Source organism: Methanosarcina sp. UBA411, from assembly GCF_002495725.1.
Taxonomy (GTDB): Archaea; Halobacteriota; Methanosarcinia; order Methanosarcinales; family Methanosarcinaceae; genus Methanosarcina.
This window is the reverse complement of sequence record NZ_DAGK01000012.1, coordinates 245,033-261,320: the sequence shown is the minus strand read 5'-3', so window position 1 is coordinate 261,320 and position 16,288 is coordinate 245,033. Positions and strand designations below refer to the sequence as shown.

13 protein-coding genes and 1 pseudogene are annotated in these 16,288 nt (G+C 40.0%); 5 read left to right on the top strand and 9 right to left on the bottom strand.

The annotated features are described in order from the left end of the window. Nucleotides 1-12: 12 nt before the first annotated feature. Both kdpC and BP861_RS04940 read left to right on the top strand, forming a co-directional pair. Nucleotides 13-564: a potassium-transporting ATPase subunit KdpC gene (kdpC, locus tag BP861_RS04945; RefSeq protein WP_292373132.1), complete on the top strand. Its 552-nt coding sequence runs from the start codon at nt 13-15 to the stop codon at nt 562-564. An 11-nt stretch (nt 565-575) separates the two neighbouring features. Further along, nucleotides 576-2,516 carry a DUF4118 domain-containing protein gene (locus BP861_RS04940; protein WP_292373130.1) on the top strand — a complete coding sequence of 647 codons (1,941 nt, stop codon included), beginning with the start codon at nt 576-578 and terminating at the stop codon, nt 2,514-2,516. A gap of 206 nt (nt 2,517-2,722) precedes the next feature. Here BP861_RS04940 and BP861_RS04935 read toward each other — a convergent pair whose 3' ends face one another. Then, a complete protein-coding gene (locus tag BP861_RS04935; RefSeq protein WP_292373128.1) occupies nt 2,723-2,968 on the bottom strand; it encodes a winged helix-turn-helix domain-containing protein in 246 nt (81 codons plus the stop codon). Nucleotides 2,969-3,461: 493 nt separating this feature from the next. Between BP861_RS04935 and trkA the strand changes: the two genes are divergently transcribed. Both trkA and BP861_RS04925 read left to right on the top strand, forming a co-directional pair. Next, on the top strand, nt 3,462-4,808 hold the full coding sequence (trkA, locus tag BP861_RS04930) for a Trk system potassium transporter TrkA (RefSeq protein ID WP_292373126.1): 1,347 nt from the start codon (nt 3,462-3,464) through the stop codon (nt 4,806-4,808). Between the two features lie 57 nt (nt 4,809-4,865). Next, nucleotides 4,866-6,296 (top strand): TrkH family potassium uptake protein, encoded by a 1,431-nt coding sequence (locus BP861_RS04925; protein WP_292373124.1) that lies wholly within the window; start codon nt 4,866-4,868, stop codon nt 6,294-6,296. Between the two features lie 446 nt (nt 6,297-6,742). Here BP861_RS04925 and BP861_RS04920 read toward each other — a convergent pair whose 3' ends face one another. The 8 genes and pseudogenes from BP861_RS04920 to BP861_RS04885 all read right to left on the bottom strand — a co-directional run bounded on the left by BP861_RS04920 (nt 6,743) and on the right by BP861_RS04885 (nt 14,726). Beyond that, nucleotides 6,743-7,966 (bottom strand): digeranylgeranylglycerophospholipid reductase, encoded by a 1,224-nt coding sequence (locus tag BP861_RS04920; RefSeq protein WP_292373122.1) that lies wholly within the window; start codon nt 7,964-7,966, stop codon nt 6,743-6,745. Then, nucleotides 7,963-8,139: a 4Fe-4S binding protein gene (locus BP861_RS04915; RefSeq protein ID WP_292373120.1), complete on the bottom strand. Its 177-nt coding sequence runs from the start codon at nt 8,137-8,139 to the stop codon at nt 7,963-7,965. Before BP861_RS04915 ends, BP861_RS04920 begins: the two co-directional genes overlap by 4 nt. A 556-nt stretch (nt 8,140-8,695) precedes the next feature. Beyond that, nucleotides 8,696-10,213, bottom strand: a complete 1,518-nt coding sequence (gene tes / locus BP861_RS04910) for a tetraether lipid synthase Tes (protein WP_292373118.1) — start codon at nt 10,211-10,213, stop codon at nt 8,696-8,698. 95 nt (nt 10,214-10,308) lie between these two features. Beyond that, nucleotides 10,309-10,920 carry a TetR/AcrR family transcriptional regulator gene (locus BP861_RS04905; protein ID WP_292373116.1) on the bottom strand — a complete coding sequence of 204 codons (612 nt, stop codon included), beginning with the start codon at nt 10,918-10,920 and terminating at the stop codon, nt 10,309-10,311. A gap of 470 nt (nt 10,921-11,390) precedes the next feature. After that, complete coding sequence (locus BP861_RS04900) at nt 11,391-11,873, bottom strand: TspO/MBR family protein (RefSeq protein ID WP_292373113.1); 483 nt, start codon at nt 11,871-11,873, stop codon at nt 11,391-11,393. 229 nt (nt 11,874-12,102) lie between these two features. Beyond that, nucleotides 12,103-12,246, bottom strand: a pseudogene (locus BP861_RS04895) (2-phospho-L-lactate guanylyltransferase); the annotation flags it as partial. Nucleotides 12,247-13,040: 794 nt separating this feature from the next. Then, nucleotides 13,041-13,616, bottom strand: coding sequence for a hypothetical protein (locus BP861_RS04890; RefSeq protein WP_292373111.1), 576 nt, complete (start codon nt 13,614-13,616; stop codon nt 13,041-13,043). Nucleotides 13,617-14,183: 567 nt separating this feature from the next. Next, nucleotides 14,184-14,726, bottom strand: coding sequence for a DUF7344 domain-containing protein (locus BP861_RS04885; RefSeq protein WP_292373109.1), 543 nt, complete (start codon nt 14,724-14,726; stop codon nt 14,184-14,186). A gap of 595 nt (nt 14,727-15,321) precedes the next feature. Between BP861_RS04885 and BP861_RS04880 the strand changes: the two genes are divergently transcribed. Then, on the top strand, nt 15,322-16,288 hold a 967-nt coding region (locus tag BP861_RS04880; RefSeq protein ID WP_292373107.1), incomplete at its 3' end, for a PKD domain-containing protein.

The window sequence follows — 16,288 nt, the reverse complement described above, 5'->3', positions numbered from 1 at the left end:
GGAGGTATTGGCATGACATCTTTCAAAAGAGCCACATTACTATTCACAGTGTTATTCCTCATCACAGGATTTGTTTATCCCATGATAGTGACACTTGCTGCCGGATTTCTTTTTCCGAATCAAGCTCACGGAAGCCTTATTGTCGATAATGAAAACAGGATTATAGGTTCAAAACTCATTGGTCAGAATTTCACTGCACCTCAGTACTTCCAGAGCAGGCCATCAGCTAGCGGTTATAATGCAACTTCTTCCGGAGGATCAAACCTTGGCCCGACAAATCCTGTTCTTCTGGAGCTTGTCGACAACCGAACAAATGCACTCCAAAAAGCCGGGGTTGCCAGCCCGATACCTTCGGATCTGGTTATGGCTTCTGCTAGCGGGCTTGATCCGCATATCAGTTTAGAATCCGCACTGATACAGGTGCCTGCCGTGGCAAAGGCACGAAATCTACCGGAAGAAAAGCTCAGATCGCTCGTACTTGCAGAATCTGTCAATTCCCCATTCGCCGGAACTTACGTTAATGTGCTTTCTCTCAACAAGGTGCTTGATGAGATGGATCAGTGAATGAGGGGACTATGGAACGCGATCGATATGATGAGGCTGAAGGCAGACCGCGAGCTGAAGATTTACTCTTCATTGCTCGCCGTGATGAGAAAAAATCAAATGAAGGGACGTTGACAGTTTACCTTGGCTACTCCGCAGGTGTTGGGAAAACATATTCAATGCTCGAAGATGCCCTTCAGCGGAAACGGGAAGGAAAAGATGTCGTAATCGGCTACATAGAGACTCATAATAGACCTGAGACTAATGCCCTGGTAGATAATTTTGAAGTCATTCCTGCAGTCTCCGTCAAATATCAGAATCTCATTCTCAGGGAAATAGATCTCGATGCGGTTATCCGCCGCCACCCCCAAATTGTCCTTGTTGATGAGTTAGCCCATACCAATGCTCCAGGCAGCAGACATGTGAAACGGTATCAGGATGTAGAAGAGCTTCTGCAAGCAGGAATATCAGTTTATACGACTGTCAATATTCAGCATATTGAAAGCCAGAATGATGCCGTTGCCCAGATAACAGGCATCAGAGTGTCTGAAACTGTTCCGGATACTTTCTTTTCTGATGCAGATGAGGTTCGGTTAATTGACATCACTCCGGAAGAACTGAATATTCGTCTCAAAGCCGGGAAGGTCTATGTAAAGGATATGGCTGAAGCCGCTGTCCAGCGTTTCTTCAGAACCGGAAACCTCCTTGCACTCCGCCAGCTTGCTTTGCGATATATGGCGGAATATACCGATAAAAGAATGATAGACTACATGAGGACACGGGCTATCCAGGGACCATGGCCGGCAGCAGAAAGGCTTCTTGCCTGTATCCGTCCAGGTCCGACGGCAGAACATATGGTAAGGGCAGCATCCAGGCTTGCAGCCAGATTCGATGCTGATTTTATTGTATTTTCGGTAGATGTCGGTGGTAATAGGGCTTTATCTTCTCAGGAACGTACCTGGCTGAATCAGGCTCTTGAGACAGGTAGAAGACTTGGTGGGAGGATAGTTCGGTATCGTGGAAGCGATATAGCTGAAGAGATTATACGCTATGCCCGGCGAAGCAATGTCAGCATGATAATGCTCGGAAAACCACATGGACTAGATATATTTTCCTCTCCGGTATACAGGGTGATCCGGCAGTCACACGGCATTGATGTCCATTTGTACGAGCCAAAAGGAAGCAGTGCTCACATATCTCTTAAACGGCAAATCCCACTCTATTTCACAGCGGAATATGTAATCAGTATCATCCTGATCACAGCTGTGGCTGGTGTCAATTTTCTCCTTAGAGAAGTTATCGGGCCTTCAAATCTGCTGATAATCCAGCTTTTTCCAGTCATTGTGTCTGCTTTCTTTTTCAGGCGCAGAGTAGCTCTGTTTACGGCATTCGTAAGCATTCTTGCCTTCGATTTCCTTTTTGTCCATCCTTACTATACGATCTCTGTCCATGACTGGGAATATTTCATCGCTTTTATCGGGTACGTTGCTATTGCCCTCATAATCAGTAGTCTTGCAACCCGACTGCGTCATCTTCTACCTCAGATCTGGCAAAGCGAAGTCGAAGTAGAAGCAACGTCAGGCCTTTCCCGTGGACTTGTGGAGGCAAAAACAAGGCAAGAAGTCTTCGAAACTCTTGCTGATCAAATGCATAATTTTGCACCAGGTATCTTTTCAGTACTTGTACCCGGCCCGTCAGGGCTCCAGATAGGAGCAGGTGACGCTTTGTATCCCTTTGACGACAAAGAAAAGGCAATTGCCCTATGGGCTTACAAAAATGGTCAGCCAGCTGGCCACGGAACAGATAATCTTCCTGCAGGAAAGGGATATTATATACCTCTTAAAACTCAGAGAACAGTTTTTGGGATTATGGCTTTCATCTTTGACAAACCTGATGAGGCTTTAATTCCGGAAAATAAAGAGATATTTGAAACAATGGCGTTCCTTGGGGCTCTTGCACTCGAACGCTTATGATAAGCTGATCCCAAAACTCAAAATTGCTACTCTGAATCTCATATTCCGAACTATTAATAATGTTTATGGTGATGGAAAATAGCTTTAGGAAAATAGTTCTGAAATCTTGCTTGAAAATAAAATTGATTTTAGAATGAGCTCTATAAATAAGCGCAGGCTTTGCATGTCCGATTGTAATAAAAAATAAAAGATTAGTAAAAATAAGTTTAAAGTTTTAGTTCTTTAGCAATTTCCTGAAAAACTTTTCCCTTATCAGTAGTAATGAAAAAACCATTCTCATGCCTTATTAGTTCTTTTTTGTTCAACATTTCCAGATATTTCGAGGCAATATTAAAGTTGACATTTGCCTCGTATACAATGTGAGTTTTATTCGCCCCGTTCATTGCTACTCTTAAAATCTCTTCTGCAATATCAGTCTTGCTTCTTCTCTTAATACTGACTCCTCCCCACAATAGATTATAAAGTTAATCTTTAAAAAGATCTATTTTTCAAAAATATCCCATATTATGTTTTCTAAAGGCAACAATGATTATAGAATGTATTATTTCCTTTCCTATATGAAAATGTCTATTTTATATAAAAGTCAAGTTATCACCTTACTTTGACAATACGCTGGCTGATTCATTATCTGAAGCCCAATTGGTTATTAAGACCACAAGACTCAGAGAAGCAATTTGGGATTTTTGCCTCAGCTCATTAATTGAATTTTGGGAATGGCAGACTTTTAATAAAGGATCAGGATCGAAAAATCAGGTTATTTTACAATTCCATATAATTTCAATTTTTTAGAAAAACTTAGGCATTAAACACTCTGAATACTGAGATATTAATCTACAGAAAGATTTTTCCTTAGTAATATATCCAGCTCAAGTTTTTCTTTTTCCAAATACTACTTAAGCAAGCAGGTCAATTTACCTCAAATCAAGCTTTTTTTGAGGAAATCTTATGAAAGCAATAGTGATAGGGGCAGGCGAGGTTGGATATCATATTGCAAAGTTTCTTTCCCTCACACATGATGTAATCGTTGTCGAGAAAGATGAGGAAGTTGCACGAAGGGCCGATGAACTCGATGTTCAGGTTCTGGAGGGAAATGGTGCAAACGCGGATATTCTCGCCGATATTATTCACGATGTGGATATTCTTGTTGCGGTCACCGGAATTGACGAAGTCAATATTGTTGCCTGCATGACTGCGAAACTTATCATAAAGTCTCATCCCGGCTGGAGAGATACAAAGACAATTGCAAGGGTAAGTAACCCAGATTATATCGATGTGCCTATAACCTCAAGGGCTCAGGTTGGGGTCGATATCATGATTTGTCCTGAACTTGCACTTGCGTCGGAGGTTGCCGAGGTACTTTCAAGCCCGTCAGCCATAGATACGGAAGTCTTTGCCGGAGGAAGAGTTCAGATGATGGAATTTGCCGTCCGTCCTGATAGCAAACTTGTAGGAATGCAGATCCAGGATCTCAAGCTTGATGATTGCTGCATTGTAAGTGCAATCTTTCGAAAGCAAGAGATAGTTATTCCCCATGGGAATGACACTATTAACGCAAATGACCACATGGTAGTTGTAGGCAAGACTAAGGCCCTGGAGGAACTTGACCGTATCTTCGGGAACGTGGAGCCTCACAGAAATAGAATTCTCCTCATAGGTTGCGGCATTGTAGGATTTTATCTGGCTAAACTGATAGACAAAGACGAGAATGCCGACCTTAAGATTATCGAGCACAGGAAAAGTCGCTGCATAGAAGTGGCTGAAATTCTGGAAAATGCCCTTATTTTAAACGGTGATGGCACTGATGTCAACCTTCTGAGGGAAGAAAATATTGAAGACATGGATGTTGTGCTTGCAGTTACGGACAATGACGAAAAAAATCTTCTGTGTTCACTGCTGGCAAAGCAAATGGGAGCAAAAAAAGTGATTGCAAGAGCTGATCGTCCGGACTATATACCTCTTTTTGAAATGATTGGAATTGATATGGCAGTCAGTCCCAGGGAAGCAACAGTAAATGAAGTCCTTAAGCTCACGATGGGAAAAGGTATAGAAAAGCTTACCACGCTGGAAGGCGAAAAGGCAGAAATTATCGAGTATACGACTTCAAGGTACTCAAAAATTATAGGGAAATCTCTCGACAAAGTTAAGTTTCCTAAAGATGCGATCGTTACTACCGTTGTTCATAATGATGATATTATCATACCTAGAGGAGACTCTATAATTCGGGAAGGAGATAGGGTAATAGTTTTTGCACTATCTTCAGCAGTTTCAGCGGTTGAGAAATTTTTTAAGTAAAGTTTAAATACGAAAAATTCAAAGAAGTCTAACAGGCTTTAAAACAGATGATCCTCAATGAATTTTAGAGTTATATTATATGTGCTTGGTGGGATTCTCAGGCTCCTGGGACTGTTCATGGTAATCCCCCTCGGAGTTGCTTATTATTACGGGGAAAGTTTAACTCCTTTTCTGGTTTCGATTCTCATAACCCTCGTAACAGGTCTTCTCCTGCTCTATTATAAAACAGAAGATGAATGGATGCGCAAGGAGGGTATTGCCATTGTTGCTCTGGGCTGGCTTGCAGCTGCTGTTTTCGGAGCAATTCCTTTTATGATGGATGGGATTTCTCCCTTGAATGCTGTTTTTGAATCCATGTCTGGATTTACCACTACAGGTTCAACAATTCTTACTGATATTGAAAGCCATCCTAAAAGTATCCTTTTCTGGAGAGGCATGATTCAGTGGCTTGGTGGCATGGGTATTATTGTGCTTTTCATCGCAATCTTGCCCAAACTTGGGGTTGCAGGCCGCCAGCTTTTCCGGGCTGAAGCGCCTGGGCCTACCGAGGACAAGTTGAAGCCAAGAATAAGGGAAACCGCAAGAATTCTCTGGACGGTTTATTTCTTAATTTCTTTCCTTATGGTTGTCTCTCTCCTGCTTGCGGAAGTCTCCCTTTATGACGCGCTTAACCATATGTTTGCTACAATGGCTTGCGGGGGTTTCTCGAACTACGCGCTGAGTGTTGGAGAGTTTAATAGCCCTCTTGTTGAATACATAATAACTTTCTTTACGTTCGTGGCCGGTGCAAACTTTGCTCTCTACTATCGAGCAATATACGTAGACAAAAATCTCCTTTTTAAAGACGAAGAGTTTCGATTCTATACTTTTCTTGTCCTTGCAGCAAGCGGGCTTCTTACCTTCCTGCTCTGGAGGGATATTGGCACAAGCCTTCCTGATTCTTTCAGATTTGCAATCTTTCAGGTAGTTACAATCATAACAAGTACAGGGTTTGCGACAACAGATTTTAATCTCTGGTCCCAATCTGCGAAAATGATACTTATCATAGTGATGTTTATTGGAGCATGCGCCGGTTCTACCGGTGGAGGTATCAAGGTTGTGCGCATTCTTATCCTTCTCAGACACAGCCGGGTAGAGCTGTTCAAAGCCCTTCATCCCAAAGCCATTAAAGGCGTCAAATTTAACAATAAGAAAGTGCCCGAGGAGATTGTCAACTCGATTGTTTCATTTGTTGTCATCTATCTGCTTGTCTTTCTCTCAAGCTCCCTGGTTCTTTCGTTTCTGGGTATGGACATCATAACTTCATTTACTGCATCCATAGCTACGCTCGGTAATATCGGGCCAGGTCTGAATGTCGTAGGCCCGATGGGCAGTTTTGATCCAATTCCTGCTCTCGGAAAAGTAGTCCTGATTGCAAATATGTGGATTGGTAGGCTTGAAGTCTACACTGTAATTCTTCTCTTTACGCCTGAGTTCTGGAAAAAGTAATCGTCCTAGTTCCATCACCCTAGTTCCATCACCCGAGTCCCGTCTCGGGAGGACGGAGCCCTTTTCGCGCACTTCGTTCGCTCAAGAGGGCTGAACTATAATGAAGATACTAAGCTGAGCCAAAAGAGCTGATCTATGGGATAGATTTCTACGGATTTTTATTTGTAGATAGGTGCCAGTTTTTTCGTATTTTCCATACTTTCCGCGGTCGTATAGTTCGGATTGAGTTTTCAGTGCCCTTGGCGGTTGTTTTTAGGTTCAAAAAAGTAAAATGAGATTAATTCCGGCAGTTTACCAAAGATAAGGGCTAGGTTGCCAAGGAAAATGTTGGATGGCTTCGGATGGGGGAAGTTTCTGTAAGGTAGGCTAAAAAGGAAGTTTAATAAATGGAAGATGCCTGGATTTCCAGGCATTATATCTTACTCTGGGTTACATCTTACTTGACGTTACATTTTATTCTTTACCACTTCTTTTGCGGCGTCTTTGAAAAGTACTCGAAGATCCCAGAGAAGTTTTTTATTGGCTTTAAAGAGAGCCTGTAGCAGGTCAAGAAGGCTCATTCTCTCAAATTTTACATCCTTCAGAGAATGTGCAAGCGAATTCAGGTTTTCATCGCTTAGATTGATAAAGCAATTCTTCACGACGAGACTCATGTCGATTTCATGCCCTATGGTTGCCCTCCACGGCTTCTCATAAATTTCTTCGAGTTTTTCAAAGGAAACATCCCCTGCGGATATAGCTGCATGCGCAGCTTCTCCTGCCAGCTTTCCGGCATCCATTGCGTTGAGAATTCCGCCACCGGTGATCGGGTCAGACTGGCGGGCAGCGTCTCCGATTAGCATCAACCCGTTAGTGGAAGTTTTCTCAATGCTTCCCGAAACCGGAACTCCTCCGAAGACCATCTCGACTATCCTGGCATCGGGGAATTTTTTTTCCATAAACCTGTTAAGATAATCTACAGGTCTTGGCTTGAATTTTCCAGTCTTGCTCCCGAGAATTCCAATACCTACATTGGCTTTGCCTGCACCTTTCGGAAAGATCCATATATAGCCCCCCGGTGCGATCTCATTTCCTATGTAAAATTCGCAATGATCTTGCTCTATATTCGCTCCAGCTATAAGGTACTGGGCGCAGGTTTCTACATCTATCGGCTTTAAGGAAGTATCGATGCCTGCCCATCTGCCTACCTTTGATTCGACCCCATCAGCACCTATCACTATCTTGGCCCGCACATCATATTCTTTTCCGAGATGCATGAGCCTAGCTCCTTTGACATAATCGTCTTCGATGATCAGACCAGTTGCTCTGGTTTTTACTCTCACTTCTGCCCCTGCTTCGGCAGCCTGTTCTGCAAGGGTCCGATCAAATACTTTTCTCTCAAGGACGTAACCTACTTCCCCACCAGAGATTTCCTCTGCCATTACTATCCTTGTTCCGTCCGGTGCGTGAATATAGGAAGCTTTAACGTCAGCGCAAATCCATTTCTTGTCAATTTCCACGTGTTTTTTGAGATATTCTTTGCCCACCCCTTCGGCACAGCGTACAGGATCACCTATTTCCTGACGTTTCTCGATTAAAAGTACATCCAGCCCTTTCTCGGCTGCGGTTCTGGCAGCAATGGAACCTGCAGGACCGGCACCTATCACTAAAACATCATACATGTCCTTCATTTTATTACCTCAATTGCTCCCACAGGGCAGATGCGATCGCATATCCCACATGATATGCACGTATTTCCATCTACTTCAACCCAGGTCTCTACAAGTTCAAGTGCTCCCTTAGGGCAGACTCCCACACAGGCACCACAGTATCCACATTTATATTTGTTTATTTGAATGCTCACCAGCTCACCTGTAACTCTTAAACGTAAATTATGATATTCAATCAGTAGGTACCCACATTCTTGCAAATGCTTTCATATATATAGTAAATTATGATTATATAATGCCACATTATTACATTATTTTCTACTGATAACTTCAATAGAGTCCTGAAAATTCTTTTTAATCGTTCTATTTTTAAAGTTTTATTTTTCGGTCAATGAACAGATTTTTTGACTTTCCGAGGTCTAATCTTCATCTATAAATTTTTTCCTCAGGAAGATCCGGCCCGAGTTCACATTTGTGCATTGATATGGTTACCTTTCGAATAGTTTCCACAATTAATGTATTCATCCAATTAAAGGTTACTAGCTCTATTGGAGCAATGTATTAGATAGCATAAAAATTTCTTCCAGTTAATTTTCTCTCTAATATAAATATTTTGTATTACACCATCATTAATTATATTTTTGCTTTTATGAAAAGTTGTTACATTTCACTTTTTATACTGAAACGAGATAAAACCTGCCTGAAGTCTCAAGTAGCAGCCCTAAGTTTATAGCATAAGGAAAGAAGAAATCAAGCTGCTTCTCTTTCCTTAACATCTAGGGTTTCTCCCTCAAATTCCATATTTTTCCTATACTGTTTTGAATACCTTGCTTCTTCTCCTTCTCTGTGAAAATTGTTATAAGTGCAGAAGGGAATTACCCTGCCATCAGGGGTAGCATAGTGAATTCCGCAGTATTTGATCCTTTCCAGATCCAGGTTGTAGAGGTCCTGAAAGTGCATAGCTCCGAGGAAGAGGGATTTTCGATGGAACTGGGCAGCATGTTCTCTTGTGCCGTTTTTTAGAAAATTACTTATCAGGGAAACTATCTTAAGATCCTTTGGGCTTCTTGCCTCATCGATATAGCGCGAAATATGATAAAGAACTTTTGTAAGTTTCATTACGTTAGAACCTTGCCCCTCAAATTCTGGAGTAACGCTCTCAAGGAACTCAAGGAACCCATCCACGTCTACAAACTCACTTATAGGAATTAGCCTTCCCTCGCTCTCATAAATATAAGTAGCAGCTCCACAGAGAGGATGCACCGTGAACTCGGGAAGCGGAGCCTTTCGCACCGCACTCACGAATCTGATGATGGGGACTGCAGCAGATGCAGGATACCAGGCTGAACTGGGAATTTCTCCTTCTGTTTGTTCTTCCAGGAGTGCTACTAAATCGGGAATTGTTATTCTTTGTTCTTTGCGCAGGGTCTGGTCAATGCGACCTGCAAACGCTACTGGCTGGAAGTTTACCCCTCTCACTACGTCCCCATTCTTGGCCGCAAAGCGGACAATATCTCCAACTTGATGATCATTAACTCTTTTTATCAGGGTGGGCACGAGCACAACACTGTTCAGGCTGGTCTGCCTACAGTTTTCAAGAGCTTTTTGTTTTAGAGGAAAGGCATTGAATCCACGGGTTGCTCTGTATGGTTCCTCGGAGACTCCGTCAAAGGATAAATATACAGTATGGAGCCCTGCGGTCTTCAAAGCTTCACAGTATTCCTGGCTTTTTGCGAGCCTGACACCATTAGTTGCAATCTGTACCTGTGAAAAACCGAGTTTTCGAGCTGTTTCAATAATTTCCGGAAGGTCTTCTCGGACCGTAGGCTCTCCTCCAGCAAATTGGACGGCATAGCAGGGAACAGGTTCTTGATTTCGGAGAGTCAGCATCATTTCTCTGATCTGTTCAAAGTCTGGTTCATATACAAAGCCATTTTCTTTAGCATTAGCGAAGCACACCGGACAATTGAGATTACAACGATTGGTAACATCGATGTTTGCAAGCAAAGTCCCTGTTTTGTGCTTGGAGCAAATTCCGCAGTCCCAGGGACAGCCACCGGAAAAAAGAGTAGACTTGCTGGAAACTCCATTGCCGACATAAGAATAGCATCTGAACCTATCATAGAGTTTGCTGTCCGACCAGTAAATGTCCATAAATGTTCCATGTTCGGGACAAATTTTTTTCAACATCATCTTGCCGTTTTCTTCAAACAAAGTGGAATCAATAACTTTTTTGCACTCTGGACAAACAGATAAAATGTGTTTCATTCAAACACCTTATACATATTATTGATAGTAATCATGTTTTTTTTCAAAAAGTCTGTTCCTCCTTAAGGAGATTCTCCTCATAGCTTTATTTAGCTCTAAATGTCTTTTTTTACAATATTTTCTGCCAGGAGATCAATAAAAAAATCCATAATCTCCGGAAAATCTTCATCTCTAACTTCATTCCTGAATCGTGTGAGTGAAAAAACCGCGCATGTGGCTTCGGCAAGAAGTCTGGCATTTTTGTCTATCAGGAGACCAGCATCTGCCCACTCTTCAAAAAAAGGCAAAATTATTTCCACGTTTTCTCTATGGATATTTCTAATTTTTTCTTCAGAAGACAGGAAGATTGTCAGCTCAGCACACTCTTTCTCTATGAAAACTTTTTTCCAGATTGGATGGTTATTCACAATATTCAGCAAGTAATGAAGGTAAGCCCTTACGGCTTTATCAGGTTCTGTCCTGTATTTCAGGAAGGAATTTTCGAGTAAGCTATCCATTAGGGCTTCTCGCTCGTCTTTAAATATCTGTAGAAAAAGATCCTCCTTACTGCTAAAAAAAGAATAAAAAGAACTCTTTGCAATTCCCAGGTCTTTGGTAAGATCTTCAATGCTAGTTTTCTTGACTCCATATCTTGCAAAGCAACCTTTGCCCTGGTCTATAATTTTCCTTCTTATAATCTCTCTTTCTTCATCTGTAAAAGATCTCATAGGTCTCCTCTGAAAATAGCTCTCTCAGATTTTACTGACTCTGTAATATCTTAACTTCTCTATTCAATGGTTAAACTATTAATCTCAATGAATCATTGAGTTTTCTATTCGTAGCTTAATCTGAATATTGTTTATTTAAAGTTTTTGGATAGATAAATTAGTTATTAATTTTACAGACAAATGTATGGGTGGTGCATTAGTAGCTGGTTGATATTTTGTCTTTGAGTGTTTTTGTTTAGTTACATCTGTTTTCTAAGCTTACCTGTGTATCTCAAGTCCATACATCGAAGGACTGAGAGTATCGATTTTTTTGGCTCTGTAGAAATCCTATCTAAACTCGTTTCCACTAGATTCATTTAACCTAGAAACTTGACGCTACAAGCCCATTTCAAAATATTTGGCATACTATAAATGTAAGATTGCTACAGAGCCTACTTTAGTAACTTTTTGTAATATATTTGTAATTATCTTCATGAGTTTAAAAGCCAAAGACTGTGATTTAGCAGCATTGCGAAACTTACCCACAAGATATAAGGAAGTAATAGGTAAGAAGCTGTTTTTGAGATCTTTCTAAACTGAATTATTGTTAATAAAATAGCAAACCAGAGCAGAATTATCTCAATAAAAGCATAGTATGGAGACCTTAGACCAAAGAACAGATAGGACCAGATGATGTTAAGACCTAATTGTATACCAAAAATGAGTAATCCAATTTTCACTTCTCTTTGCTGTACTCCTTTCTCCCAGACAATATAAAGGGAAATTCCCATAAGCGTATAAAGAAGAATCCAGACAGGAGAAAAGACCCATGATGGAGGGCTGAAAAACGGCTTCTCAAGTAAAGGAAACCAGTTTTCAACTGAAGAGGCTGTAAATACCGCGCCAATTGCTCCTGCAAGCTGGCAAAGCAATATCGAGGCCAAAAGCTTAAAGAAGTTTATCTTCTGAGACATGTCAGACACAGAAATATTTAGTACTTCACTATATTAACTTCGAGGTCAAAAAGAAGCTTAAGTTTCAATAATTTATAGCTATTTTGTAAATTTTAGGTAAAAGGAATAAAATCTGGCTTTGTAAAAACTCATTAATGATATGCCTAAATCTGAAACGGGCTGGCAGTTTCACTTTTCGAATTTAGATTGAAGTTAGTGGAAATAAGTTTGTTGAGGATTTCTACAGAGCCATTTTTTCTATACCGGCTTCCTTAAGGGTGTCTATTACCTGATTCAACATAAGTTCTACGAACTCTCCTCTTTCTTCTCTAGTCATGACAGGGGATAATCTGGATCTTGCACTGGATTTTTTATAGGGGATTACGGCTTTCACTGGAATCCTAAAGATCTAAGCCCTGTCACAGAATAAACTATGCATATTTCCGATTGGATGTTTTTATTTTTACTATCAAGGCCGCCAATTAAGGTTACAATAATTATATGTTGCATAGGTTATTTCATTGCGGGCACTTATTGTAGAGTTGCATTACCAACTTCTATAGCTATGACATCAAGAAACCATGACATCAAGAAACCTCATTTTACAAAAAGTATTGGTACTGAGGTTTAAACGAAACCAATAAGAGGCAAGAGTTCACTTCATCCCCAACCTAAACAGGCTGTCCGACAATTCAATTTTAGGGCAAATACATGTAAAAAAGTCATCTAAATTCCCTATATCGAAAAAGAAGAAACTCAGTTATTACTATTAGTAATCATCGGACAGCCTGTCAAGGACAGGGTATTCGTAACTCTCTGCGCTCCAGATGTAATAAACATTAATATCAATGAATCAATGATTTTTGTTCGCAGCTTAGTAAACACATTACATATTTAGATTATTGAATAAAAATAATGGCTCTTCACTGTTGCCCGTATCTCATAACAGATTATAAAGACATCAAAAATAGGATATAAAATTTTGAATTTTCCAGAGGAATCTGAAGCATTGAGCTCGTTTGTGCAAAATAATATTATACTTCTTTCATTTTTCAAGTAAAAGAAGTCAATTACTCACGACCCATGGCTGAAAAAATGATTTGCTGGTTATAGAGGGTATTCTCACGGCACTTTTTGAGTGCCGCTAAATACCCAAGTATTTATTTTACTTCAGGAATTCTACGTAGCTCACGATTTATCTATACCATTTCGACTGTTAAGTTTATATGCCTCAGTGAAAGAAAGGCTCTGTCCTTGAATTCCATTATCAGCTTCTGGCTTAATCCGCCAGCTAGTTACAATTTTGTATGTGGAACCACTTGTTACTGGCTCAGCAGCTAATTGAAGAGAATCAGTAAGGAGAACATAAGTATCCTCTGACCCTGCCACATACTTTATTAGACCATCGTTGTTGTCTGTCAGCTTGATATTAACTTCAAAATTATTGCTCAATAGAGAAGTATGCGGCTCAGGAGCGGTATCATTAGCAGCGGGGGGGAACACCACATTGTCAACATCTATTGTTAGAAGTCCATCGAGATTTCCACCAATGGTAACTGTTTGTGTCTCTGTGCCGTAATCACCAGGAGCTACTTTATCTATAGTAACAGGGCTAATCGCAGTTTCATCTAAAGTAAGTGTTCCAGCTGTAATCTGGTCATTACTTATCGAAGTGTCTTCTAAAGTTGCCCATGTTGCGGCACCTGCCGTAGCGACAACCGCGCCGATGATAAGTATACTCAAAAGAACTTTTTTGTTAAGCATGCTTTATCCTCTTTCTAAATGAGTTATTGCTATTCCAGTTTCTGTCAGTAATACTCACTTGCCTTTCCAGAGTGTCACTGGAGATGAGAATCCTAACCTGAAGTATCAAACCATTAAGGGTTCCAGTGAGACTCCCTAAACTTAGCAAATATGAGCTAATCCTCCCTTGGATTCGTTTTAATATAGTTATTGGCGGATTAACTGAAATTCAATGTGGTAATAAAAGATTAACGTCATCAGGAGAGGTTGTGGTTTTGGAGGTGATAACAGGCCGTTAATGAGATGTAATGAGAATAAGGTTATCGGAAAATGACCTATAATGATAAATTTTTGAGTTTTTCAAAGAGATTCTATTGATTTTCATCCAGGAATCAAATTCCTATATATTATTCCTGAGAGAAGGATGGGGTTATAAGAGGCGGAGTGAAGGCTGACTGCCGCAGGAAGTACAGAGTTTGAGTAAGACAATGGGAAAGAGGTTTTATTCGTTTAATGGGAGATTACCGCTATCGAAAGACGTTGGCAAATTCGTGGGAAAAAAGAGGAAAGTCCAAGCGAAATAAGAGTTTATTCAAATTTGCGAACGTAGTGCATGTGGGCTATTGAGGAGAAGAGGAAGAGCATATCTGTAAAGAGCATCCACTTAGAGCTTGTAACCCATTTGAAGAGCCCTATATAGATTGTGACACTGCCGACAACAGAGAGAATGCTTAGGCCTAAATAGAAATGGCTCCAAGGTATATCGCCTTTCTCGACAGTTTCCATGTAGATATCAAAGTCGTGGGCTATAGGGAGAAGTTCTACTTTGTCTTGTTTCCTGTCATGGGTGATGACTCCAAGTTTTTCCATTTTAGGAATATGGGTCTGGATCAGTGAAACGTATATGCTTTTTCGAAGGTTACTTTCAGGGTCATCTGTCCCAGACTCTAGGCGGGCTATTTCTTCCGAAAGAGAGCGTACGCTCTGACTGCCCTGCTCACGGAGAATTTCCAGGACACTTCTTCGCCTATCGTTCTGAAGAATTCCAAAAATATCGCTTTTCGATAATTGTGCTTGATAACTCTGGGGATTTGCTTCGATTTCCAGAAAGTCGCTTTCTGCTTTGGCCATTATATCTCTCTAAAACATTATTCTTGTTCAAACAAATAATCAAAGATATAGTAGTTGTCTTGCTGTTTTTACAAAAAATTCAAGACAGTTATCTTGAAGTCTTCAGTCATATTTAGTTTCAGATATTGCAGGTTGTTGTGAAGTCCTCCTCAAAAGTTAAGGTGTTCACGCAAAACTCTATTCATAAATATTATAATTATAGTCCTGTTAAAATTCCTTAACTTTGGACTGTGAGACTCTTAATGAAATCCCTATTTGTCTTACTTATTCTATTTACTTTTATAGTAAAACCTACTAATTAATTATAAACTTCGAAATAAATTTCTAAAAATTAATTATATATAATTAATACATCCTCTAGATAATATACTGAGAACTTTTTATGATAATGATTGTGTATTATAAACATAAGAGTTTATTTATAGTTAATCATAAATAATTTATGTAAAGACTGATACTTCAAAAGAATTTAATATACACAGTTAATGTATTCACTTTAAAAATAATATCATGTATTTTAGACATACCTAAAAAATTTAAACTCTGGAATTCTAGCTCGCTTAGTTCATATTAGGAATCACAGTGATGGTCAAAAATGAGAACATCTAATAAAATAATACTCTTGGGGTTAGTGTTAGTTTCTCTCTCCTTCACATGCAGCACTTTCCCCAGCTTTACAGGTACATCTGCTTCTCTCGGTGATATGAAACAAACTAGTGCTGAAATAAACATAGCCGAGCTGATTGGACTATCTGATTTCAGCCTTCTCGGAAACGACGAAGAACTCCAGAAAATCAACGGTAGTATAAGCCGAAATGACTATTCTCCTGACAATGTAAGTTCAGTAGATAATCTAACAAATAATTCCTCTACAGCAGAAACAGGAAATGTTACCCTGAATAAGATCATTAACCTTACTGAAGCCAGCAAAAACAGCATGGCTTCAGGCTCTAGCAGCACAACAAATGATCAAGATAATAGTGAAGATCAAGACAATAGTGATCAAGACAATAGTGATCAAGACAATAGTGAAGATCAAGACAATAGTGAAGATCAAGACAATAGTGATCAAGACAATAGTGAAGATCAAGACAATAGTGAAGATCAAGACAATAGTGAAGATCAAGATAATAGTAATCAAGATAATAGTAATCAAGATAATAGTAATCAAGATAATAGTAATCAAGATAATAGTGAAGACATCATTCCTGCAGCAAACTTTACGACTAACCTCACACTCGGTTTGGCTCCATTGACAGTTCAGTTTATTGATTTCTCCGAAAATGCATCAGAATTGAACTGGGACTTTGGAGATGGATTAACTTCAACTGAGCAAAATCCTGTGCACATTTACTCTACAGCAGGAAATTACACAGTCAGGCTTACAGTAAGCAATGTACTCAATACGAATTCAACTTTCTCCTCAATCACTGTCCTGCCGCCAGCTTCTCCTGTAGCAAACTTTACAACTAACTTCACACTCGGTTCGGCTCCATTGACAGTTCAGTTTATTGATTTCTCCGAAAATGCATCAGAATGGAACTGGGACTTTGGAGATGGAT

Bases quoted from the DNA above. Each gene is read 5' to 3' on its own strand.
- kdpC (WP_292373132.1), top strand. From the start codon at position 13: ATGACATCTTTCAAAAGAGCCACATTACTATTCACAGTGTTATTCCTC.
- BP861_RS04940 (WP_292373130.1), top strand. From the start codon at position 576: ATGGAACGCGATCGATATGATGAGGCTGAAGGCAGACCGCGAGCTGAA.
- trkA (WP_292373126.1), top strand. From the start codon at position 3,462: ATGAAAGCAATAGTGATAGGGGCAGGCGAGGTTGGATATCATATTGCA.
- BP861_RS04925 (WP_292373124.1), top strand. From the start codon at position 4,866: ATGAATTTTAGAGTTATATTATATGTGCTTGGTGGGATTCTCAGGCTC.
- BP861_RS04920 (WP_292373122.1), bottom strand. From the start codon at position 7,966: ATGAAGGACATGTATGATGTTTTAGTGATAGGTGCCGGTCCTGCAGGT.
- tes (WP_292373118.1), bottom strand. From the start codon at position 10,213: ATGAAACACATTTTATCTGTTTGTCCAGAGTGCAAAAAAGTTATTGAT.
- BP861_RS04905 (WP_292373116.1), bottom strand. From the start codon at position 10,920: ATGAGATCTTTTACAGATGAAGAAAGAGAGATTATAAGAAGGAAAATT.
- BP861_RS04900 (WP_292373113.1), bottom strand. From the start codon at position 11,873: ATGTCTCAGAAGATAAACTTCTTTAAGCTTTTGGCCTCGATATTGCTT.
- BP861_RS04890 (WP_292373111.1), bottom strand. From the start codon at position 13,616: ATGCTTAACAAAAAAGTTCTTTTGAGTATACTTATCATCGGCGCGGTT.
- BP861_RS04885 (WP_292373109.1), bottom strand. From the start codon at position 14,726: ATGGCCAAAGCAGAAAGCGACTTTCTGGAAATCGAAGCAAATCCCCAG.